This is a genomic window from Halobacillus litoralis, from assembly GCF_020524085.2.
Classification (GTDB): domain Bacteria; phylum Bacillota; class Bacilli; order Bacillales; family Halobacillaceae; genus Halobacillus; species Halobacillus litoralis_E.
In genome coordinates this window covers 3,011,964-3,034,023 of record NZ_CP129016.1, presented here as the reverse complement: position 1 = coordinate 3,034,023, position 22,060 = coordinate 3,011,964, and the positions used below count along the sequence as shown (strand labels likewise).

The following is a 22,060-nucleotide window of genomic DNA, read 5'->3' as shown; positions in this document are numbered from 1 at the left end:
GGATTACTAGGGAGGATTTAACATGGCAGAAAGAATTTTAATCGTAGACGATGCGGCATTTATGAGAATGATGGTGAAAGATATTTTAACGAAAAATGGCTACGAAATTGCTGGAGAAGCGGAAGACGGCAAGAAAGCAGTAGAACTATATAAAGAGGAGCAACCGGATTTGGTCACGATGGATATCACGATGCCTGAGATGGATGGAATTACGGCATTGAAAGAAATCAAAGGCCAGTACCCGGATGCCAAAGTCATTATGTGTTCAGCTATGGGGCAGCAAGCCATGGTTGTGGATGCCATTCAAGCTGGAGCGAAAGATTTTATCGTTAAACCATTCCAGGCTGATCGAGTGATCGAGGCTATCCAAAAAGCGTTGAGTTAAGAAGGAGTGCCCATGGTTTATACAACAAGAGTGACAGTTGCAGTTATCCTGTTCATCTTGATGATGAGTGCATTTCCTGTCCAGGGACTTGCGCAGCCCACAGCCTTTGAATGTTTGGAGAACCCTCAACTTGAGGGTTGTCCTTCATCTGAAGGTGGGCAAAAAGAGGATCAACAAACATCAAATTCCCCTGTAGAAATGGATGCCGGGGGCAGTCTAGTCTGGAATGTGGTCAAGTTGATCTTTGCATTGATTTTTGTGGTAGCTCTCTTATATGGTCTGCTTAAATTCTTTAACCAAAAAAATAAAATGTTCAGCCAAAACCGTACGATGGAGAATCTTGGAGGAATGAACCTGGGTCCGAACCGTTCCATCCAGGCCGTTCGTATTGGAGGACAGGTCTTTATTTTGGGAGTGGGGGAAACGGTTCAGATCATTACAGAAATTACGGAAGAAGAGACGAAGCAGACGTTGATGAATCAAGATAACAATGGAGGATCTCCTCCTCAATTGAACATAAAAAAATGGACAGAAAAATGGAAAGACAGGCAAGAATCAGGAAGTGATTCTTCCATACAATTTCAACAGCTGTTTGAAAATCAATTGAACGAAATGAAAGGTAAAAGGAAGAAAGTCATGGATGAGAAGAGGAGGGATTCTGAGCATGAATGAATTCATTGATATCTTCTCAAGTTCCGACCCGGAAAGCGTAGCAACTTCGGTCAAGTTGCTTTTACTGCTGACGGTCCTATCCCAGGCCCCGGGCATTTTAATTTTAATGACAAGCTTCACAAGAATTTTGATTGTGTTGTCTTTTGTCAGGACTTCATTGGCTACTCAATCCATGCCCCCCAATCAAGTCCTCATTGGTATAGCATTATTCCTCACTTTCTTCATAATGGCTCCTACTTTTCAGGAAGTGAACGAACAAGCATTGACACCGCTCTTTAATGAAGAAATTACTTTGGATGAAGCTTACGAGGAAGCGAGTGAACCTATGAAAGAATTCATGGGAAAACATACGAGACAAAAAGATCTTGCTTTATTTATGAATTACTCAGGGTTGGAAGCACCTGAAAGCATCCAGGATGTCCCGCTGACGACTCTTGTCCCGGCCTTTGCCATCAGTGAATTGAAAACGGCATTTCAAATGGGGTTCATGATCTTCGTTCCGTTTCTCGTCATTGATATGGCTGTCGCAAGTGTCCTTATGTCCATGGGAATGATGATGCTGCCACCGGTCATGATCTCCCTGCCATTTAAAATTCTGCTCTTTGTTTTAGTCGATGGCTGGTATTTAATATCAAAATCATTATTGGAAGGCTTCTAAGAACGGAGGATTAAAGAATGAACAGTAATATGGTGATCACGTTTGCTAAAGAAGGCATTTATACCGTTCTCCTTATCTCTGGCCCATTATTGGTTTTGGCGCTAGCCATCGGATTACTTGTCAGTATCTTTCAGGCTACAACGCAAATTCAGGAACAGACACTTGCCTTCATACCGAAAATCGTAGCGGTTATGATTGGTCTCATTGTCTTTGGCCCTTGGATGCTTACCAATATGGTTGAATTCACAGCCAATATTTTTAACAACTTAAATATCCTGGTGGGATAATATGCTGGATACAATAGAATGGGCCAATGTGCCAGCGTTTTTACTTATTTTAGTCAGGGTGACGTCTTTCTTTGTTACGTTGCCTCTTTTTTTCATATCGGACCGTTCCGACGAGACATAAAGTCGCTTTCAGCTTTTTCTTAGCTGCTATCATGTATTTCACGGTTCCCGCACCTGAATTGATCATTGACGGGGAGTACTTTCTTTTATTGTTCAAAGAAATGGCTGTGGGGATCGGTGTCGGTCTATTAGCATACATCATTCTTTCCGCGATACAAATCGCTGGAGGGTTTATAGATTTTCAGATGGGTTTTGCCATTGCGAACGTGATTGACCCGCAGACGGGTGCTCAAAGTCCATTGATTGGACAGTACTTATATATCATAACCCTCTTATTTATCTTAGCGGTTGATGGTCATCACTTGATGATTGACGGTGTGTTTTACAGCTATGAATTGATCGCTATCGATCAATTTTTACCGTTAAGAGAAGAAGGTTGGATCATTTTCGTTATTCAATCCTTTAATCAAATGTTCGTCATCGCCTTTCTCATGGCCATACCGATTGTAGGATGCCTGTTTTTAGTGGATATCGCGCTTGGAATTATTGCGAGAACCGTCCCTCAGCTGAATGTCTTTGTTGTTGGTTTGCCTTTGAAGATATTTGTAGCCTTGTCTGTGCTTGTCATTGCTATGACATTTTACGTCATGCTCATAAGCAATCTATTTGAGACGATGCTGACAACGATGCGTGATCTTATGCATGTATTTGGAGGTTGAAGATAATGGTTTGGTTAAAGCTTGATCTCCAGTATTTTGCTGCGGATGAAAAAACAGAGAAAGCGACACCAAAGAAACGTGAAGATACGAGAAAAAAGGGGCAGGTCCCGAAAAGCCAAGATGTGAATACGGGATTTTTGCTGATCCTCATATTCGGAACGCTTTTCCTGCTCGGTGATTATATGGAGGGGACACTGAAGGGAATGTACAAAGTGGCCTTCAATGAGTACATACATAAAGACCTTTCTCAAGAACAGACTCATGCTATGTTTGTAGAAATGACGGTGGAAATATCAAAAATCATCGCACCGATCATGGGTGTAGCGGTCGTTGCTGGGATTGCTTCGAACCTCCTTCAAGTGGGGGTTATGTTTACAGGAGAACCTTTGAAAATGGATTTAAAAAAATTGGATCCTATCAAAGGGGCAAAAAGAATTTTCTCAGCAAGAGCATTGGTTGAGCTTCTGAAATCGCTCTTGAAAATCAGTATGGTCGGTGTCATCACCTTTGCCATCATTTGGGTCAACAAAGACCAAATGATGATGATGTCACAAAAATCGGTGGAAGATGCGCTGTCATTCTTCGGTACGATTACGACCATTATGGGGCTGGCCTCAGCCTTAGCTTTGTTGATTTTATCCGTCCTTGATTATACCTACCAAAAATATGATCATGAAAAAAATATCCGCATGTCAAAAAAAGACATCAAAGATGAACATAAAAACATGGAAGGTGATCCTCAAATTAAAGCTAAGATCAAGGAAAAGCAGCGGCAGATGTCTGCTGCGAGAATGATGAGTGAGGTTCCGGATGCGGATGTTGTCATTACCAACCCCACACACTACGCCATCGCCATCAAATATGATGAAGCGAAGTCAGACGCTCCATACGTTGTCGCCATGGGTGTGGATTTTATCGCACTTAAAATCAAGGAAGTGGCCAAATCGAATGATGTAGTCACCGTAGAAAACAGACCATTGGCAAGAGCACTGTACCAGCATTCCGAAATCGATCAGCCGATTGATGAACAGTTTTATAAAGCTGTAGCTGAAGTATTGGCTTATGTCTATCAATTAGAAAGAAAAATGTAAGAAAGGAGTAAACCCTTATGTCAGCAAGAGATCTATCTGTACTTATCGGCGTGATTCTAATAATCGTCATGCTTGTCATACCGTTGCCTGGGTGGCTCCTTAGCTTTTTCATACTGATCAATATTACCCTTGCCCTTATTGTCATCCTTGTGTCTATGAACATGGATGAGGCACTTCAGTTTGCCGTCTTCCCGACTTTGTTACTATTACTTACTTTATTCCGCCTTGGGTTGAACGTTTCAACCACTCGTTCCATTCTCTCAGAAGCGGAAGCCGGGGGGAGTCATTGCGACATTTGGAACATTTGTCATTGGCGGCAACCCACTTGTCGGGTTCGTAGTGTTTGTCATTTTAGTCATTATCCAATTTCTCGTCATCACAAAAGGTGCCGAGAGGGTATCTGAGGTTGCCGCACGTTTCACATTGGACGCGATGCTAGGGAAACAGATGAGCATTGATGCAGACCTTAATGCAGGAATGATCAATGAACACCAGGCAAAAGAACGCAGGGCGAAAATTGAAAATGAAGCCGATTTCTATGGAGCGATGGACGGGGCAAGTAAATTCGTTAAAGGAGATGCCATTGCTGGAATCATCATCGTTTTGATCAACATCATCTTTGGTTTGATCATCGGTATGGTTCAGATGGGGATGTCTTTCAGCGAAGCGATCGATACCTACATGCGTCTGACGGTAGGAGACGGGCTTGTCAGTCAGATTCCTGCCCTGCTCATATCGACAGCGACAGGTATTGTCGTCACGAGAGTGGCCTCTGAAGGGAATTTGAGTTCAGATGTCACCAGTCAGTTGCTCCGGTATCCGAAGTTGCTTTATATTGCTGCAGCAACCATCTTCCTGCTTGGTTTGACTCCGATTCCATTTTTCCTGACAACTCTGATTTCAGCTGTTCTGGCTTTTGGTGGGTATTGGTTATCCCGACAAGATAATGAGCCGGAATTTGATGAGCCGGAAGAAATGGATGAAGCGGAGGGCGATCAAATGAAATCGCCAGAAAGCGTAGTGAACTTGATCAGCATGGATCCGATTGAGTTTGAATTCGGATATGCCTTGATACCGATTGCGGATACGAACCAAGGAGGCGACCTCCTGGACCGAATCGTCATGATCCGGAGGCAGCTAGCGATTGAACTTGGAATCGTCATCCCTGTAGTAAGAATCAGAGACAATATCCAGCTCAATCCTAATGAGTATCGCCTTAAAGTGAAAGGAAACCAAGTGGCTCAAGGAGAGCTTTTATTGGACCATTATTTAGCGATGAGCCCAGGTGATGGTGATGGAATCGAGGGCATTGAAACCCATGAACCTGCCTTTGGTCTTCCGGCAAAATGGATTACCGAAGATCAGAAAGATGAAGCAGAACTATCTGGTTATACGGTGGTGGATCCTCCATCTGTCGTATCGACACATATTACCGAAGTCATTAAACAGCAGGCTCATGCGCTGCTCGGAAGGCAGGAAACACAGCAGCTCATCGACCACTTAAAAGAATCTTATCCAATTCTTGTAGAAGAAGTGACGCCAGATCCGCTACGTGTCGGAGATGTACAAAAAGTACTTGCAAAATTACTTAGGGAAAATATATCTGTGAAAAATCTGCCTGTCATTTTTGAAACGCTCGCTGATTTTGCCAAAATGACCAATGATACAGAGCTGTTAGCTGAATATGCGAGACAAGCTTTGTCTGCGCAAATTACAAACCAGTATAAAAATGATAGTCAATTAGTAAAAGTCATTACTGTTTCTGGAAAAGTCGAAAAAATCATTGCCGATCATATTCAGCAGACAGAGCATGGTAGTTATTTAGCCCTTGATCCTGAAAGTCAGCAGACTATTATTACAGCCATTGCAGAACAAGTGGAACAAATGTCCTTACAAGAAGAGACGGCCATTCTTCTATGCTCACCAGCGGTACGGATGTATGTGAAACAACTTCTCGATCGTTTCCTTCCGCAAGTGGTTGTATTGTCTTATAACGAATTAGATCCAACGGTCGAAGTCCAGAGTGTAGGGGTGGTGAATGTAGCGTGAGAGTGAAAAAGTTCCAAGCAGCGACAATGCCGGAAGCTATGAAAAAAGTAAGAACTGAATTGGGAACAGATGCTGTGATCCTTAATTCCAAAGTGAAAAAGTCGGGTGGATTTCTGGGGCTTTTCAAAAAAGACATCACAGAAGTTATCGCTGCCATTGACCCTTCTGATGAGCACCAACAAAGGGTACCTGAGGCGACGAAAGCCATGGAGAAGAAGGAAGACCCTTTAACGCGAATCAACCCAAATCATGAGATTATGGAGGAATTGAAACAGCTAAGGTCCATAATCCAAAATCGTAAAGAAGCCTATCCTGAAAATCTTGAAAGGGCCTATCAGTTCCTCTTAGGTCAGGAAGTGACGGAAGATGTCGCGGGGAATGTGATTGAACGTCTATTAGAGAAGGGGAGCAGCTTTGAAGATTTTACGGAGCTTGAGACCCTCCTGAGACTGGAACTGTATGAATCTATGAAACAAAAGACATTTGGGAAACCTGCTTTTAATAAGAAATTTATCCATTTAGTCGGACCGACGGGTGTTGGGAAGACGACTACGCTAGCAAAACTTGCGGCGGATGCCGCTTTAAATCATCAGCTGAACGTAGGTTTTATTACAACAGATACTTATCGAATTGCCGCCATAGATCAGCTGAAGACATACGCTGAAATTTTGGATATCCCTCTTGAAGTTGCATATAGCATGGAGGATTACAAAAGGGCGAAAGAACGTTTTCAAGATTTCGACCTCGTCCTTGTCGATACGGCAGGAAGGAATTTCAGGGATTCGGCTTTCATCGGCGAACTTCAAAAGGTGATTGATTTTGATGAGAGCTCGGAAAACTTTCTCGTCTTAGGATTGACAAGTAAATATACCGACATGAACGAGATTCTCGCACAATTCAAAGAAATACCCATCCATCAGCTGATTTTCACCAAAGCCGATGAAACCGCACGGAAGGGCAATGCCGTAAATATGGTCCTTACACATGGTATAGGAGTCGCATATTTAACAGATGGTCAAAATGTACCAGATGACATTAAAGCAGCCTCGGCTATGGGTCTTGCCAGAGAAGTGACGGAGGGGTTTGCAGATGAACGATCAAGCTGAAATCCTTCGCAGGCGAATGCAGAAAATAGAAGGGAAACGACAGGCTAAAACCATAGCCATTGCCAGTGGAAAAGGTGGAGTGGGGAAGTCGAATTTCTGCATTAACTTTGCACTGCAGCTTATCAAAAAAGGCAAGAAGGTTTTGATCTTTGATTTGGATATCGGCATGGGAAACATCGATATTTTAATGGGGAAATCACCAAAAAGGACATTTGTCGACTTATATCGGGAAGAGCTGTCGATTCGTGATATTATTGAACTAGGACCACAATCCTTATCTTATATTGCTGGTGGTTCGGGACTATCTCACATATTTGAACTCGATCAAGAGAAGTTTGCCTATTTTCAAAGCGAGTTTGAAGAACTGAGCCAGTCCTTCGATTATATCCTCTTCGACATGGGCGCTGGAGCCACCCAAGACAGCTTGCATTTTATCAGCTCAGCACATGAGGCGATCGTAGTCACTACTCCTGAACCAACTTCAATTACGGACGGTTACGCAATGATCAAGCATCTTGTACATAAAGACAAAAGTCTCACGATAAAAATTCTTGTGAACCGTTCGCTTAATGAGAAAAATGGCAGGGCTACTTTCGAGCGAATGTCGCTTGTGGTCAAGAGATTCTTAGAAGCAGACGTCGATTTATTAGGTATTTTACCTGATGACAGGGCAGTACTTGAAGCCGTCAATAAACAGCGGCCGTTTGTGATAGACAGTCCTAAAAGTAAAGTGAGTCGCTCCCTTGAGGAGTTGGTGCGTGTTTATTTAAACGAGAGTCATGTCCAGGCGTCCGCCTTTTCGTTCGTAGATAAATTAAAGAGATTTGTTTTTGAGAGGTAGAGAGATGAAACAGATTAGGGTTTTAATTGTCGATGATTCTGCCTTTATGAGGCGTATTTTGACAGATATATTAGAAAAAGACTATCGGATTCAAGTGGTTGGCACGGCGAGGAACGGAAAAGACTGTCTGGATAAGCTGGAGATCTTACGGCCTGATGTCGTAACGATGGATATTGAAATGCCGGTGATGGATGGATTAGAGGCATTAAAGAAGATCATGGAAAATTCCCCGCTCCCTGTTGTGATGGTGTCCAGTTTGACCCAGGAGGGAGCGGAAAGCACCATGAAAGCCATGAGTCTTGGAGCAGTGGACTTCATTCAAAAGCCATCCGGTTCCATTTCTCTTGATATGGAAAAGGTAGACAAAGATGTCGTTCGCAAAATTCTGATTGCCGGGCAAGCCAGGGTGAATCCTCCATTAAAAAGCTCTAATGAAAAAGTTCGTTTCCCTGACGATAGGATAGAGGAAGGGCAGCTGATTGCAATCGGCACCTCCACCGGGGGACCTAGAGCTCTGCAGGAAGTATTGACTTCTCTTCCTGGCAGTCTCCCCGCTCCAATTTTAGTCGTTCAACACATGCCGAAAGGTTTTACAAAATCTTTGGCATTACGTCTCGATCGGCTGTCTGATATTTCAGTGAAGGAAGCGGAACATATGGAGGAAATACATAACGGCGTTGCCTATATCGCCCCCGGCGGCTATCACATGGAAGTTGTAAAACATAACGAACGTCTTGTTATTCATTTGAACGAATCCAGCCCTCTAAATGGCCACAGACCTTCAGTAAATGTGATGTTTTATTCGATTGCAAAGCTACCAGGGATCTCCACCACTTCTGTCATTATGACAGGGATGGGGGCTGATGGTTTGGAAGGCATCCTTGCCACGAAGGAGCAAGGGAGGGCGGTCTACACGATTGCAGAAGATGAAAGTACCTGCATCGTATACGGAATGCCAAAGGCAATCGTCAAGTCAGGTCTTGCCGATGACGTGTGTAAATTAAATGAAATCAGTCGCAGTATTATACAATCTCTTCAAATTCAAAGGAGGTAGTGCTATGGAAACCAACCAGTACTTGGAAGTTTTTATTGATGAAAGTAAAGAGCACTTGCAATCCATCAACGACCAGCTGTTACATTTGGAAAAGAACCCTCAAGACCTTTCCATCGTTAATGAAATATTCAGGTCGGCCCATACATTAAAAGGGATGTCAGCAACGATGGGGTATCAAGACCTCTCCAATTTGACACACAAAATGGAAAATGTCCTCGATGCTGTACGGAATGAAAAAGTTTCGGTAGATGAAGGCATTTTGGATGTGGTTTTTGATTCTGTTGATGATCTGGAGGCAATGGTCATCGATATTGCGGAAGGCGGCTCGGGAGAAAGAAATGTAGAAAGGGTCGTCGAACTTTTGAAGAACATTGAAAACGTTGGGGGAGGTACAGCCGTTGCTTCGGTGGGGGCTGCACCACAGAAAACTGTAACCGCCCCCATGCTTTCCGTTGATGAATATACAAAAGCAGCCTTGGAACAATCTAGTGAACTAGGAAAAAACAATTACCAGATTGAAGTCTCATTAAGAGAAGATTGTCTTTTGAAAGCTGCACGCGTCTACATGGTTTTTGAAATCTTAGAGCAGGCGGGAGATGTCATCAAGTCTTCCCCTTCTGTAGAAGCATTGGAAAATGAAGAATTTGAAACCACTTTCCATGTTTTATTGGTTACCGAAGATTCAGCAGAAGATATAGAAAGTCAAATCAGAAAAGTATCCGAGATTGACAATGTGCAAGTGGCTGTCTATCAAAACTCTGAAGAGAAAAATGAGAAATCGAATCCTCCACAAAAAGAAGTGGTTGCATCAGAAAAGCAGCCTGTTCAAAAAGAAGAGAAAGAAGGAAAGCAGGTAGGGAGCAAAACCATTCGTATCAACATTGATCGATTAGATGCTCTGATGAACTTGTTTGAGGAGCTTGTGATTGATCGGGGACGTCTTGAACAAATATCGGATGACCTGAAGCATAACGAACTCCGTGAAACGGTCGAACGAATGACAAGAATTTCGGGGGGACTTGCAAAGCATCATCCTGAACATGCGTATGGTACCCGTCGAGCAAGTATTCAATCGCTTTCCTAGAATGGTACGCCAACTCTCCAAGGATTTGAGTAAGAAAATCGATTTGAGTGTGGTCGGGGCAGAAACAGAACTGGATCGTACCGTCATTGATGAAATTGGTGACCCACTTGTCCACCTTATTCGTAACGCGATCGATCACGGTATTGAGGGGCCTGCAGAAAGGGAATCCAAAGGAAAGTCTGCCACAGGAAAGCTTGAGCTGAAAGCGTACCACAGCGGAAATCATGTTTTTATTGAAATCTCTGATGATGGCGGCGGCATAGCCCGGGACAAGGTCGTACAAAAAGCGGTGAGCAATCATGTGGTCACAGAAGAACAGGCAGCGACAATGACCGACTCTCAAGTGTACGATTTGATTATGGAAAGCGGTTTTTCCACGGCTGACACCATTTCTGATGTATCTGGAAGAGGAGTAGGTCTGGATGTCGTGAAAAGTACGATCGAGTCCCTTGGCGGTAACATTTCTGTCGATTCAGTGCCTGGTGAGGGGAGTGTATTCTCTATCCAGCTGCCACTTACTCTTTCCATCATTTCCGTCATGCTGGTGGAAGTTCAAAAAGAAAAATACGCGATCCCTCTTTCGTCCATTATAGAAACCGCTATTGTGAAGAAAGAAGAGATCATGCACGCCCATAATAAAAAAGTCATCGACTTCCGAGGGAAAGTCGTTCCTCTCGTCTTTTTGATAGATGTGCTGCAGGTACCGGAGGAAGTACCAGAAGAGGATTACTACTCCGTCGTTATCGTTAAAAAAGGAGATAAGACGGCCGCTCTCGTCGTCAATTCATTCATCGGGCAGCAAGAAGTGGTCTTGAAGTCTCTCGGTGATTACTTATCCGGCGCTTTCGCTATATCCGGAGCAACCATTTTAGGAGATGGACAAGTCGCTTTAATCCTCGACAGTAATGCTTTAATCAAGTAACAAAGGAGGGAATAGAATTATGGCCGAAGAGAATAAAGAACTGAAAGTGATCGTATTTCAAATCAATGATGAAGAATACACCGTACCGGTAGATCTCGTAGGTTCCATTGAGCGGATGATGCCGATTACTCGTGTCCCAGGTACAAAACCATTTGTGAAAGGCGTTCTGAACTTAAGGGGTGTCGTCACGCCAGTCATCGACTTGAGAGAGAGGTTCGGGATTGAAGAAGTGAACGACTCCGATGCGACAAGAATCATCACAGTAAAAATTCATGAAATGAATGTCGGTTTGATTGTGGATGCCGCAAACGATGTCCTGGACCTTGATGAAGAAAGCATCGAACCTCCTCCAGAGGTGGTAGGTACGGTTGAAGCGGAGTATATCCAAGGGGTATCCAAAATGGATCATCGTTTGTTCATTTTGTTGAATTTGGAAAAAGTTCTTGCCAAAGATGACGTTCATGAGTTGAATGAGCTTTATGTCTAATTCCAAAGATTTCATGGAAGGATTTGGTCCTCTTCAATTGGACGTTTTGAAAGAAATCGGCAATATAGGTTCGGGTCATGCGGCAACTTCCCTATCCAAACTGCTTCAAAAGAAAATAGAGATGCACGTTCCGGGTGTAGAAGTGGTGGACTTTGATCAAGTGATGGAACTCGCAGGTGGAGCAGATAAAGAAGTCGTCAGTGTTTTTCAAAGAATGGAAGGGGAGGCGCCGGGCACAATGTTTTTCATCATGCCTCCTTCTCAAGCGCATCACTTTGTAAAGCTTATGACAAATGTTTCTGAAGATCTTGAAGATGATGCAGAAATGGCAATGTCTGCTTTGCAGGAATTAGGCAATATCCTCTCAGGTGCATACCTTACCGCCCTTTGCGATTTCACAGAATTGGACCTTCAATCAACGGTTCCATCGATATCTCAAGATATGGTGGGGGCTATTTTAAGCATGGGTTTAATTGAACTCTCACAAGTGAGTGATGCAGCCATTGTCATCAAGACTTCTCTTATAGATGGAGATGGAGAAGGAGGGGAAGATGAATTTTTAGAAGGTCATTTCTTCCTTTTCCCCGATCCTCCGTCTTATCAGAAGATATTTTCTTCCTTAGGAGTGCGTGAAGATGATTAAGGAAGGACAAGTTTTGAGAATTGGTATCGGTGACATGGGAATTGTTCATTCCCCGGATTTAATCCGGACTTCAGGGCTTGGGTCCTGTGTCGGAATCGTTCTTTATGATGAAGTAAAAAAATTGGCGGGTATGGCACATATTATGCTTCCTGAAGCAGCCCTTGCGAAAAAGCAGGGGCTGAAAAGAGCGAAATACGCAGATACAGCGATAGAAGATCTGTTGGCAGGCCTCAAAGGTGCCGGTGCTTCTTCCTACCGATTAAAAGCGAAACTGGCAGGTGGGGCACAAATGTTTCAATTCACCTCTTCTAATGACATGATGCGCATTGGCCCGAGAAACGTGGAGGCTGTGAAAAAGAACCTTCAATCTCTTCACATACCGATTTTGGCAGAAGATCTCGGCGGGAGAAGCGGACGTACAATTGAATTCCATCCTGATACGGCGGAATTGCATATAAGGAAAGTAAATCAAGGGGAAAGTGTGATTTGATGAATGGGACACTTCTGTGGAATTTATGGACAGCTGTATTTGGTTTTTTATTCATATTTTTGATCAGTGCTCAAGTGACTACTTTTGATACAGCGGTCTACAGGGGAACCATAGGTTTTTTTAGTTTCTTTGGAATCTCTTACGTGTTTCGGACTCTTTGGAGTTTTGTGGCAGCGCCAGTTGATACAGCAGAAGATCATCATAACTGGGCTCAATCAGCATCATACACGGATATGGATGCAGAAGAAACATCGGAAATGGTTCGGAAATTATTGAATGAAGACGCGTGAAGGGGTTAGTAATAATAACCAATATAAAGGACAGGGAGGATTGGAATGGCCAGCTGTTTATCTCCTCAAGAACAACAGTGGTGGAATCTTTGGACACAAGAGCAGGACGGAGAGGCCGCAAATCAATTGGTTCAGCAGTACGACTATTTAGTGAGCTACCATGTCCAGCGGATCTCCGCTCATTTACCGAAGAGTGTAAGCAAAGATGATGTGAGAAGTTTAGGAATGCTGGGGCTTTATGATGCACTGAAAAAATTTGATCGAACAAGAGATTTGAAATTTGACACGTATGCCTCCTTTCGTATCAGAGGATCGATCATGGATGGCTTGCGAAAAGAAGACTGGCTTCCGAGATCAGTAAGAGATCGATCTAAGAAGATCGAACAGATGACAGAGAAGCTTGAGCAGGAATTGCAGCGTCCGGTAAGTTCTAATGAAATTGCCGAAGCTCTAGAGATATCTCCAGAAGAGGTGGAGGAGACGATTAAGGATTCTCTCTTTGCCAATGTGCTCTCAATGGAAGAAAAAACGAATGATGGAAGTGAGGATCATAAAGAAGGAATAGGGTACTCAATTCCGGATGATCGAACATTTACCCCGTCGGAATCGGTGGTCAAAAAGGAAAACTATGAAGAATTAGCCAGAGAGATCGAACAACTAAACGAAAAGGAACAACTGGTCATCAGTCTTTTCTATCATGAAGAGCTGACCTTAACAGAGATCGGTCAGGTATTAGATTTGACTACCTCGAGGATCTCACAAATCCATGCGAAAGCGATCTATAAGCTGAAAGGGGCTCTGCGTGAAATTGTAACCGTATAGGCGTCACGGGATGAGGCAGAAGGAAGTGGAATGATCCATCTCCCTACTACATAAAAGGACCGGACCATAATATGCTTAAACAGTTATCGGGTTAGCAGGGACCACTTCCTTACAGTAAAGGTTCCAGTAATGTTTATGCCTTCTTGGACCAGGATTGAATGATGGTTTCAGTAGGGAAAGTTATAGACAATGAATAGAAATAGGACCTGAAACGAATGGTGAGGATAGAATTGACAGTGTTTTTATTGATTTTCAGCTTTATCATTGACGGTGTACTGCTTTTTGCACTGTTTATCATGATGAAAAAGGTACGTAAAACAGAAGAACTAGAACTTAGACAAAAACAAGTGGCATCAGAAATCGAGGATCTTTTCAGCTCGTATTTAATGGAAATTAAAGAAGAAAATAAACGAATGGAAAGACTCGTCATGAAAAATAGTGACCATTCTGGTTTTCATAATGTTCACGTAGAAGACGGACATGAAGGAGAAAACAGCCACTCTGCAAGGGAAGTTATCGCGAAGTCCGAGGCTTCCCCCACCTACACTCCGCCTGAGCTGAATGAAAAAGAAAGCTATCAGCCGTCTTTTCATTCACAGGTATTCGAACTGAAGGAAAAAGGTTATAGTATAGAGGAAATTGCGAAGATAATGGATAAAGGGAAGACAGAAATCGAATTACTCATCAAATTTCATCAAAAACCTATGAAAAAAACTTGAATGGCTCCGTGTGTTATGATATATTTACTGACGGTGTCAATACGCACGCCTTTGGATTCTCAAGTGAGGTTGCTCTTTTTTAGAGTTCACTAGAGAAGATGAAAGAGGCGGAGGATACTAAAAAAACCAAACAGGAGGAACTATCATGTCTGTAATTTCTATGAAACAGCTACTTGAAGCTGGTGTTCACTTTGGACACCAAACCCGTCGCTGGAATCCAAAGATGAAAAAATACATCTTCACGGAGCGTAACGGGATCTACATCATCGACCTACAAAAAACGGTCAAGAAAGTTGATGAAGCATTCAACTATGTAAAAGAGGTCGCTGCTGACGGCGGTAACATTCTTTTCGTAGGTACTAAAAAACAAGCTCAGGATACAGTTCGCGACGAGGCGACTCGTTGTGGCATGTACTACATCAACCAACGTTGGTTGGGCGGTACCCTGACAAACTTTGAAACCATCCGTAAGCGTATCAACCGTCTTAAAGACATTGAGCGCATGGAAGAAGACGGTACGTTCGATGTACTTCCTAAAAAAGAAGTAGTCGATATGCTTAAAGAAAAAGATCGTCTTGTTAAATTCCTAGGCGGTATTAAAGAAATGAAGAGCCTTCCGGACGCAATGTTCGTGATCGACCCTCGTAAAGAGCGCATCGCGATTGCTGAAGCTCACAAATTGAATATTCCAGTTGTAGGTATCGTTGATACTAACTGTGACCCAGACGAAATCGATTACGTCATCCCTGCGAACGATGATGCAATCCGTGCCGTTAAATTGTTGACTTCTAAGATGGCAGACGCTGTCCTTGAAGCGAAACAAGGGGAAGAAACAGAAACAACGGAAGAAACTGAAGCTGCTGTAGAAGCTGCTCAAGAGTAAGATGGGTCAAAAGGTGATAAGGGGGTATACCTTTATCACCTTTTTTAAAGAATCCGTAACAGCTCAAGCGTCCATAAACGCAAGAGCTATACTTATATGCAACTAATAAGGAGGCTTTACAATGGCTGTAAACGCTAAAATGGTAAAAGAACTTCGTGAAAAAACGGGTGCTGGAATGATGGACTGTAAGAAAGCACTCACTGAAACTGATGGTGACATGGACAAAGCAATGGAATGGTTGCGTGAGAAAGGAATTTCCAAGGCAGCTAAGAAAGCTGACCGTATTGCTGCAGAAGGTTCTGCTGCAATCGAAATCTCCGGCAACACGGCTGTACTTTTCGAAGTGAACTGTGAAACAGACTTCGTTACAAAGAACGACCAATTCAAAGACTTGCTTAAAGACCTTGGTCAGCACTTGCTTTCTCAGAAGCCTGCAACAGTTGAAGAAGCTCTAGAGCAGAAGCTTCACGGTGATGGAGAAGTCCTTAGCAGCTATATTACAGAGCGCGTAGCGAAAATCGGTGAGAAGATTTCCCTTCGTCGTTTTGTAATTAAAGAAAAGACAGATAACGATGCATTCGGTGCTTACCTTCACATGGGCGGAAACATCGGTGTGTTGACTGTACTTGAAGGCTCTACAGATGAGTCTGCAGCGAAAGACGTTGCCATGCACGTAGCCGCTGTAAACCCTCGTTACGTTTCCCGTGACGAAATCCCAGCTGAAGAAGCAGATAAAGAGCGTGAAATGCTTAAAACTCAAGCGATGAACGAAGGCAAGCCTGAGAACATCGTTGAGAAAATGGTCGAAGGCCGTTTGAACAAGTTCTTCGAAGAAATCTGCCTGCTTGACCAAAGCTTCGTTAAAGATCCAGACCAGAAAGTTAAACAATTCGTAGCATCTACTGGTGGACAAATCACTGGTTTCGATCGCTTCGAAGTTGGTGAAGGTATGGAAAAACGCGAAGAAAACTTCGCGGATGAAGTTATGAACCAAGTTAAAAAATAATGAACATGAAAAATAGGGGACACTGCCGGTGTTCCCTATTTTCAAACATGCTACATAATTGCAGATGATGCAAGGAAATGTAGAGGAATACAGTTAAAACACGGGAGGTAACTATGACTACTGCTCGCTATCGTCGTATCGTATTAAAACTAAGTGGAGAGGCTTTAAGTGGAGAAGCAGGGTTCGGGCTAGAACCCAGCATTATCAAATCAGTCTCCCGTCAGGTCAAAGAAGTGGCTGAACTAGGTGTGGAGGTCGCTGTCGTCGTCGGAGGTGGAAACATCTGGCGTGGTAAAGTAGGAGCCGAGATGGGAATGGATCGTGCAAACGCTGATTATATGGGAATGCTGGCAACGGTCATGAACTCCCTTGCTCTTCAGGATAGTCTGGAAAACTTAGGGATTCCGACCCGTGTCCAAACTTCCATTGAAATGAGACAAGTCGCGGAACCTTATATCCGCAGAAAAGCGATCCGTCATCTAGAAAAGAAACGCGTCGTCATTTTTGCGGCTGGAACAGGGAACCCATACTTCTCTACTGACACGACAGCTGCTTTAAGAGCCGCAGAAGTGGAAGCGGATGTGATTTTAATGGCGAAGAACAATGTAGATGGCGTGTACACGGATGACCCTAAAGTTAATGAAGATGCTGTGAAATACGATCAGCTCTCTTACATGGACGTATTGAATGAGGGTCTTGGTGTCATGGATTCTACAGCTTCATCATTATGTATGGACAACGATATCGATTTATTGGTATTCTCAATAACAGAGGACGGAAACATCAAGAAAGCCGTAATGGGCGAAAATATTGGAACAATTGTGAGGGGGAAATAATCATGTCTGATGCTGTAATTAATGAAACGAAGCAACAAATGGAACAAGCTACCCAAGCTTTCTCTCGTCAGCTTGCAACGGTTCGCGCAGGTCGTGCGAATCCTACAATCCTTGATAACGTGTATGTGGATTACTATGGAGCAGCGACTCCACTTAATCAACTAGCACAAGTCTCTGCACCAGAACCACGCTTGCTTGTCATTACACCTTATGACAAGAGTGCGATTGCAGAAATTGAAAAAGCGATTCAAAAAGCGGACCTTGGCTTGTCTCCTTCTAGTGACGGTAATGTTGTTCGAATCAACATTCCTGCACTGACAGAAGAACGTCGTAAAGACCTTGCTAAAGTTGTAGGGAAGTATTCAGAAGAAGCGAAGGTACAAATCCGTAACATTCGCCGTGATTCCAACGACCGTCTGAAGAAGCTTGAAAAAGATGGAGAGCTTACGGAAGATGATCTTCGTTCTTATCAGGATGACGTTCAAAAGGTTACAGACCAGCACGTTGAGAAAATCGATCAACTTGCAAAAACAAAAGAAGAGGAAATCATGGAAGTTTGATTCTCCAATTCTATATGCCTTAAGGTGTATCAAGCCGCGCTGTAGATGTTTGGCAGCGCGGCTTTTATTTTAGTCTAAGAAATGAAACACTTGATCGATAACTGAATTCCCTTAGGGGTTAACATGCGACTCCCCACTTTTTAGGGATTCGGCATTTTTATTGGATTTAGTATATAATAAATAGATGGAACAATTGGACTGGAGGATTGAACATGCCTATCAAGTTTCCATTCAAAAAAGATAAAAAGCAGCCCCGCACCGAGCCATTAGGCCTTGAAGAAAACCATATTCCCCAACATGTGGCGATCATTATGGACGGAAATGGAAGATGGGCGAAGAATAGAGGTATGCCTCGGATTGCCGGTCATAAAGAGGGCATGGGCGTCGTGAAGAGAATTGTTCGATATGCTTCCGATGTCGGTGTGAAGGTTCTTACCCTTTATGCTTTTTCTACAGAAAATTGGAAACGCCCGAAAAATGAGGTAGACTTCCTTATGAAGCTTCCTGTCGATTTTCTAAGTACATATTTGCCTGAACTGATCGAGCGAAATGTCCAAGTCCGGACCATCGGTGATTTTGACGTCCTGCCGGCACATACTCAAAAGGCTGTCAAAGAAGCGATGGAAAAAACGAAGGACAATGATGGGCTGATCCTCAATTTCGCGCTAAACTATGGGAGTCGTTTTGAAATGGTCCATGCAGTCAAGCAAATTGCTTCTAAAGTACAAAAAGGAGAGGTGGATATTTCAGCTATTGATGAATCCATGTTCTCTCAAGAGTTGTACACCTCAGAGTTGATTGAACCTGATCTGCTTATCCGAACAAGTGGAGAACAAAGGTTGAGCAACTTCTTATTGTGGCAGCTGGCCTACGCTGAATTCTGGTTTACAGAAGTGTATTGGCCGGACTTTGATGAAAGTCATTTTGAAAAAGCTCTTTATGACTTCCAAAATCGTAAACGTCGTTTCGGCGGAGTATAAGGTGTGAAAAAGACTTATGAAACAAAGAACAATTACAGCCATCGTTGCAGCACTCATATTTCTTCCAATCGTCATGTTGGGGGGATGGCCTTTTAAGGCTTTTGTGTACATCATTGCAAGTATCGCCCTGCTTGAATTAGTACGAATGAAAAAAATTGCCCGCTATTCGGTAGCATCCGGACTCGGCTTACTTCTTATGTGGGCCTTGATGTTTCCGTATGAGGTATTCGATGAAGCGATCACTTCAGGGGACATCATTACAAAATCCGAGATTACACTCCTCGCGGTCCTTGTATTGTTAAGCTACACGGTGCTTGTCAAAAACCGTTTCACTTTTGATGATGCTGGGTTTCTTTTATTATCAGCCATCTATATTGGAATGGGATTCAATTATTTGATGGAAACAAGAGAAGAAGGTCTGGAATATATTTTCTTTGCACTATTTGTCGTATGGGCGACGGACACAGGCGCATACCTGTTCGGGCGTGCATTAGGCAAACACAAACTTTGGCCGCAGATCAGTCCGAAGAAAACAATTGAAGGATCCGTCGGAGGAATTATTCTCGCTTGTGTCGTCGCTCTCATTTTCCAGTTGGTTTATCCTCTTGAGCATTCCTTAATTATTGTGTTGCTGGTCACTGTACTTGTATCCATGGCAGGACAGATTGGGGATCTGGTGGAATCAGCATTCAAGCGACATTATGCGGTCAAAGATTCCGGCAAAATCCTTCCTGGGCACGGGGGAGTATTAGATCGGTTCGACAGTTTAATCTTTATTCTACCGATCCTGCATTTGATTAACTTTATTTCTTAGGAGAGAGGGGCCATGGAACAATGAAGCAAGTATCCTTACTTGGGGCAACGGGGTCAATTGGAATTCAAACCCTTGATGTTCTTCGATTGCACCCAGATCAATTTTCTTTATATGCCATGGGGTTTGGCAGAAACGTCGAAAAAGCTCTTCCTTTGATCCGAGAGTTCGAACCATCCATGATCGTCGTTCAAGATGAAGAAACGAAGAGAAAACTGGAAAAAGAAGTCTCTCACTCCCAGATTCTTTGTGGGGGGAGAGGGTTTAATTGAAGCAAGTATAGCCGAACCTGTAGATGTAGTCGTCAATGCAGTTATGGGAAGCATCGGGTTACCTGCTACTTTAAAAGCCATTCAGGCCAAAAAACAAATTGCGATTGCCAACAAGGAAACCCTTGTGACGGCAGGGCATCTAGTCATGGAAGAAGCAAGAAAACATGATGTCAATCTTCTCCCTGTAGACAGTGAGCATTCGGCTATCTTTCAGGCTTTGAACGGTGAACAAAGGAAAGACATCAATAAACTCATCATTACTGCATCTGGTGGAAGCTTCCGTGACCAAACAAGAGAAGAACTTGTCGGAGTCACAGTCGATGATGCGTTAAATCACCCGAATTGGAAGATGGGTGCGAAAATTACCATCGATTCTGCTTCAATGATGAACAAGGGATTGGAAGTTATTGAGGCGCACTGGCTTTTTGATGTACCTTATGACCAGATTCATGTTATTCTTCATAGAGAAAGTGTCATCCATTCTATGGTTGAATATGTCGATCGAAATGTGATTGCCCAGCTTGGAACGCCGGATATGAAAGTGCCGATCCAATACGCTTTGACTTATCCGGAGCGTAAAGAGCTTCCAATTACGAAAAACTTGAACTTGGAAGAGATTGCTACGTTGAATTTTCAAAAGATGGACATGGATCGATTCCCTTGTTTGAGAATGGCATTTGAAGCAGGAAAAGCAGGCGGCTCGATGCCGACAGTCCTGAATGCTGCCAACGAAGAGGCTGTTCAGCAGTTCCTCGAAGGCAAAATATCTTTTCTTGATATTGAAAAATACATCGCTCAAGCATTAGAAAAACATGACAGGATTCATAACCCTGACTTGTCTACCATAATTTCTATTGATAAGGAAACGAGGGAAAGAGTTCGTTTCCAAATAAATTAAAAGCTCTGGTGGTTGAATACGTTTATGCGGCCGTCTAAATGATGATGGTTCACTTCCACTATAAACATCCCATCCTATAGAATGACCCAGAGCTAAAAAAGGAAGGTGCTTCATTTGACTACAGTGGTTGCATTTATTCTTATGTTCGGACTTTTGGTGTTCGTTCATGAGTGGGGGCATCTCATATTTGCCAAACGAGCGGGAATGCTCGCAAGGGAATTTGCAATAGGATTTGGACCTAAGATTTTTGCATTCACTCGGAATGAAACTCTTTACACAATCCGTATTCTCCCCATTGGCGGCTATGTTCGAGTTGCAGGCGAAGATCCAGAAATCGTAGAATTGAAAGCTGGCCACCATATCGGCCTTGAATTCAATGACGCTGGGAAAGTAAATAAAATAATCGTAAACAATAAAGATAAGCATCCGCATGCGCGTGTCATTGAAGTCGAACGCGCGGATTTAGATCATCGTCTAGTCATTGAAGGGTACGAAATCGATGAAGACGAAAAGCTCTTCTTTGAGGTCGATCCGAAGGCGATGTTCGTCATGGATGAAAAAGAAACACAAATTGCTCCTTATAATCGCCAATTTGCTTCAAAATCTGTTCCTCAGCGTGCGATGCAGCTTTTCGCTGGTCCTATGATGAACTTCGTCCTGGCGATTGTCTTGTTCATGCTTCTTGGTTTTATCCAGGGGGTCCCTTCGAACGAAGCGAAGCTAGGAGAGATCCAGGGTAACTCACCGGCTTCACAGGCTGGTCTAAAGGCTGGCGATGAAGTCGTTGCTGTGGATGGGGAATCCGTCAGTACGTGGGAAGAGTTCACGACCATCGTTCGAGCTCACCCTGATGAAGAAGTGACGTTGACGATCAATCGTGAGGGAGCAACGCAGCAGTTGAACGTCACACCTGCCGCCGTAGAAAGTAGAGAGACGACCATTGGGCAAGTGGGAGTCGCCCGTGCTTTTGAAGAGTCTTTCGCGAAGAAATTAACGTTTGGATTCACACAAACTTATGAGTGGTCAGCGCTGATATTAACAAATCTCGGTAAATTAGTGACAGGACAATTTTCTTTGGATATGCTTTCCGGTCCAGTCGGCATTTATGATGCGACAGACCAGGTGGTCCGCACAGGATTTACGAATTTCGTCATGTGGACATCGATCTTGAGTATCAACCTTGGAATTGTAAACCTGCTTCCACTCCCTGCTTTGGATGGTGGACGTCTCTTATTCGTAGGACTTGAAGGACTTAGAGGAAAACCAATCGACCCTCAAAAAGAAGGGATCGTTCACTTCATCGGATTCGCTTTACTCATGCTATTGATGCTCGTCGTCACTTGGAACGATATCCAACGTTTATTCTTGTGATTATTATAGCTGGAAGTCCTGAGGTGATCGGCGATTCCTAGGCTTCCAGCTTCTTTTATAAACT

At 43.4% G+C, this 22,060-nt stretch carries 21 protein-coding genes and 4 pseudogenes; all 25 read left to right on the top strand.

Going from position 1 to position 22,060, the window contains the following annotated elements; translation table 11 throughout:
• Positions 1-22: 22 nt before the first annotated feature.
• Positions 23-385 carry a response regulator gene (locus LC065_RS15515; RefSeq protein ID WP_089652406.1) on the top strand — a complete coding sequence of 121 codons (363 nt, stop codon included), beginning with the start codon at positions 23-25 and terminating at the stop codon, positions 383-385.
• Positions 386-397: 12 nt separating this feature from the next.
• On the top strand, positions 398-1,057 hold the full coding sequence (locus tag LC065_RS15510) for a flagellar biosynthetic protein FliO (protein WP_226589395.1): 660 nt from the start codon (positions 398-400) through the stop codon (positions 1,055-1,057).
• A complete protein-coding gene (gene fliP, locus LC065_RS15505; protein ID WP_306163544.1) occupies positions 1,050-1,715 on the top strand; it encodes a flagellar type III secretion system pore protein FliP in 666 nt (221 codons plus the stop codon). The genes LC065_RS15510 and fliP overlap by 8 nt, the downstream gene beginning before the upstream one ends.
• Positions 1,716-1,732: 17 nt before the next feature.
• A complete protein-coding gene (gene fliQ, locus LC065_RS15500) occupies positions 1,733-2,002 on the top strand; it encodes a flagellar biosynthesis protein FliQ (RefSeq protein ID WP_226589397.1) in 270 nt (89 codons plus the stop codon).
• Between the two features lies 1 nt (position 2,003).
• Positions 2,004-2,781, top strand: a pseudogene (gene fliR / locus LC065_RS15495) (flagellar biosynthetic protein FliR).
• 5 nt (positions 2,782-2,786) lie between these two features.
• Positions 2,787-3,872 carry a flagellar biosynthesis protein FlhB gene (gene flhB, locus LC065_RS15490; RefSeq protein WP_226589403.1) on the top strand — a complete coding sequence of 362 codons (1,086 nt, stop codon included), beginning with the start codon at positions 2,787-2,789 and terminating at the stop codon, positions 3,870-3,872.
• 17 nt (positions 3,873-3,889) lie between these two features.
• A pseudogene (gene flhA, locus LC065_RS15485) lies at positions 3,890-5,921 on the top strand (flagellar biosynthesis protein FlhA).
• The gene (gene flhF / locus LC065_RS15480) at positions 5,918-7,027 is read left to right on the top strand and encodes a flagellar biosynthesis GTPase FlhF (RefSeq protein WP_226589409.1); all 1,110 of its coding nucleotides are present in this window, start codon (positions 5,918-5,920) and stop codon (positions 7,025-7,027) included. The pseudogene flhA and the gene flhF overlap by 4 nt, the downstream one beginning before the upstream one ends.
• The gene (locus tag LC065_RS15475; RefSeq protein WP_226589412.1) at positions 7,011-7,868 is read left to right on the top strand and encodes a MinD/ParA family protein; all 858 of its coding nucleotides are present in this window, start codon (positions 7,011-7,013) and stop codon (positions 7,866-7,868) included. Before flhF ends, LC065_RS15475 begins: the two co-directional genes overlap by 17 nt.
• Positions 7,869-7,872: 4 nt before the next feature.
• Complete coding sequence (locus LC065_RS15470; protein ID WP_226589414.1) at positions 7,873-8,922, top strand: protein-glutamate methylesterase/protein-glutamine glutaminase; 1,050 nt, start codon at positions 7,873-7,875, stop codon at positions 8,920-8,922.
• Between the two features lie 4 nt (positions 8,923-8,926).
• A pseudogene (locus LC065_RS15465) lies at positions 8,927-10,928 on the top strand (chemotaxis protein CheA).
• A gap of 19 nt (positions 10,929-10,947) precedes the next feature.
• The gene (locus LC065_RS15460) at positions 10,948-11,415 is read left to right on the top strand and encodes a chemotaxis protein CheW (RefSeq protein ID WP_226589418.1); all 468 of its coding nucleotides are present in this window, start codon (positions 10,948-10,950) and stop codon (positions 11,413-11,415) included.
• Positions 11,408-12,058: a chemotaxis protein CheC gene (locus tag LC065_RS15455; RefSeq protein WP_226589420.1), complete on the top strand. Its 651-nt coding sequence runs from the start codon at positions 11,408-11,410 to the stop codon at positions 12,056-12,058. Before LC065_RS15460 ends, LC065_RS15455 begins: the two co-directional genes overlap by 8 nt.
• Positions 12,051-12,548: a chemotaxis protein CheD gene (locus LC065_RS15450; protein WP_226589422.1), complete on the top strand. Its 498-nt coding sequence runs from the start codon at positions 12,051-12,053 to the stop codon at positions 12,546-12,548. Before LC065_RS15455 ends, LC065_RS15450 begins: the two co-directional genes overlap by 8 nt.
• Positions 12,545-12,838: a hypothetical protein gene (locus LC065_RS15445; protein ID WP_226589423.1), complete on the top strand. Its 294-nt coding sequence runs from the start codon at positions 12,545-12,547 to the stop codon at positions 12,836-12,838. Before LC065_RS15450 ends, LC065_RS15445 begins: the two co-directional genes overlap by 4 nt.
• Positions 12,839-12,883: 45 nt before the next feature.
• Positions 12,884-13,660, top strand: coding sequence for a FliA/WhiG family RNA polymerase sigma factor (locus LC065_RS15440; protein WP_226589426.1), 777 nt, complete (start codon positions 12,884-12,886; stop codon positions 13,658-13,660).
• A gap of 230 nt (positions 13,661-13,890) precedes the next feature.
• Positions 13,891-14,379 (top strand): DUF6115 domain-containing protein, encoded by a 489-nt coding sequence (locus LC065_RS15435; RefSeq protein ID WP_226589429.1) that lies wholly within the window; start codon positions 13,891-13,893, stop codon positions 14,377-14,379.
• A gap of 145 nt (positions 14,380-14,524) precedes the next feature.
• The gene (gene rpsB, locus LC065_RS15430; protein ID WP_074734064.1) at positions 14,525-15,262 is read left to right on the top strand and encodes a 30S ribosomal protein S2; all 738 of its coding nucleotides are present in this window, start codon (positions 14,525-14,527) and stop codon (positions 15,260-15,262) included.
• A gap of 121 nt (positions 15,263-15,383) precedes the next feature.
• The gene (gene tsf, locus LC065_RS15425) at positions 15,384-16,268 is read left to right on the top strand and encodes a translation elongation factor Ts (protein WP_146816407.1); all 885 of its coding nucleotides are present in this window, start codon (positions 15,384-15,386) and stop codon (positions 16,266-16,268) included.
• Positions 16,269-16,381: 113 nt separating this feature from the next.
• Positions 16,382-17,104, top strand: coding sequence for a UMP kinase (gene pyrH, locus LC065_RS15420; RefSeq protein ID WP_146816405.1), 723 nt, complete (start codon positions 16,382-16,384; stop codon positions 17,102-17,104).
• A gap of 2 nt (positions 17,105-17,106) precedes the next feature.
• Positions 17,107-17,664: a ribosome recycling factor gene (frr, locus tag LC065_RS15415; RefSeq protein WP_226589432.1), complete on the top strand. Its 558-nt coding sequence runs from the start codon at positions 17,107-17,109 to the stop codon at positions 17,662-17,664.
• A gap of 212 nt (positions 17,665-17,876) precedes the next feature.
• Positions 17,877-18,644: an undecaprenyl pyrophosphate synthase gene (locus tag LC065_RS15410; protein WP_226589436.1), complete on the top strand. Its 768-nt coding sequence runs from the start codon at positions 17,877-17,879 to the stop codon at positions 18,642-18,644.
• Positions 18,645-18,660: 16 nt separating this feature from the next.
• Positions 18,661-19,458: a phosphatidate cytidylyltransferase gene (locus LC065_RS15405; RefSeq protein WP_226589439.1), complete on the top strand. Its 798-nt coding sequence runs from the start codon at positions 18,661-18,663 to the stop codon at positions 19,456-19,458.
• Between the two features lie 20 nt (positions 19,459-19,478).
• Positions 19,479-20,625: pseudogene (gene dxr, locus LC065_RS15400) on the top strand (1-deoxy-D-xylulose-5-phosphate reductoisomerase).
• A 114-nt stretch (positions 20,626-20,739) separates the two neighbouring features.
• Positions 20,740-21,996: an RIP metalloprotease RseP gene (rseP, locus tag LC065_RS15395; protein ID WP_226589445.1), complete on the top strand. Its 1,257-nt coding sequence runs from the start codon at positions 20,740-20,742 to the stop codon at positions 21,994-21,996.
• Positions 21,997-22,060 lie beyond the last annotated feature (64 nt).

Coding starts and splice junctions, on each gene's coding strand:
- LC065_RS15515 (WP_089652406.1), top strand. CDS start 23: ATGGCAGAAAGAATTTTAATCGTAGACGATGCGGCATTTATGAGAATG.
- LC065_RS15510 (WP_226589395.1), top strand. CDS start 398: ATGGTTTATACAACAAGAGTGACAGTTGCAGTTATCCTGTTCATCTTG.
- fliP (WP_306163544.1), top strand. CDS start 1,050: ATGAATGAATTCATTGATATCTTCTCAAGTTCCGACCCGGAAAGCGTA.
- fliQ (WP_226589397.1), top strand. CDS start 1,733: ATGAACAGTAATATGGTGATCACGTTTGCTAAAGAAGGCATTTATACC.
- flhB (WP_226589403.1), top strand. CDS start 2,787: ATGGTTTGGTTAAAGCTTGATCTCCAGTATTTTGCTGCGGATGAAAAA.
- LC065_RS15475 (WP_226589412.1), top strand. CDS start 7,011: ATGAACGATCAAGCTGAAATCCTTCGCAGGCGAATGCAGAAAATAGAA.
- LC065_RS15470 (WP_226589414.1), top strand. CDS start 7,873: ATGAAACAGATTAGGGTTTTAATTGTCGATGATTCTGCCTTTATGAGG.
- LC065_RS15460 (WP_226589418.1), top strand. CDS start 10,948: ATGGCCGAAGAGAATAAAGAACTGAAAGTGATCGTATTTCAAATCAAT.
- LC065_RS15455 (WP_226589420.1), top strand. CDS start 11,408: ATGTCTAATTCCAAAGATTTCATGGAAGGATTTGGTCCTCTTCAATTG.
- LC065_RS15450 (WP_226589422.1), top strand. CDS start 12,051: ATGATTAAGGAAGGACAAGTTTTGAGAATTGGTATCGGTGACATGGGA.
- LC065_RS15440 (WP_226589426.1), top strand. CDS start 12,884: ATGGCCAGCTGTTTATCTCCTCAAGAACAACAGTGGTGGAATCTTTGG.
- rpsB (WP_074734064.1), top strand. CDS start 14,525: ATGTCTGTAATTTCTATGAAACAGCTACTTGAAGCTGGTGTTCACTTT.
- tsf (WP_146816407.1), top strand. CDS start 15,384: ATGGCTGTAAACGCTAAAATGGTAAAAGAACTTCGTGAAAAAACGGGT.
- pyrH (WP_146816405.1), top strand. CDS start 16,382: ATGACTACTGCTCGCTATCGTCGTATCGTATTAAAACTAAGTGGAGAG.
- frr (WP_226589432.1), top strand. CDS start 17,107: ATGTCTGATGCTGTAATTAATGAAACGAAGCAACAAATGGAACAAGCT.
- LC065_RS15410 (WP_226589436.1), top strand. CDS start 17,877: ATGCCTATCAAGTTTCCATTCAAAAAAGATAAAAAGCAGCCCCGCACC.
- LC065_RS15405 (WP_226589439.1), top strand. CDS start 18,661: ATGAAACAAAGAACAATTACAGCCATCGTTGCAGCACTCATATTTCTT.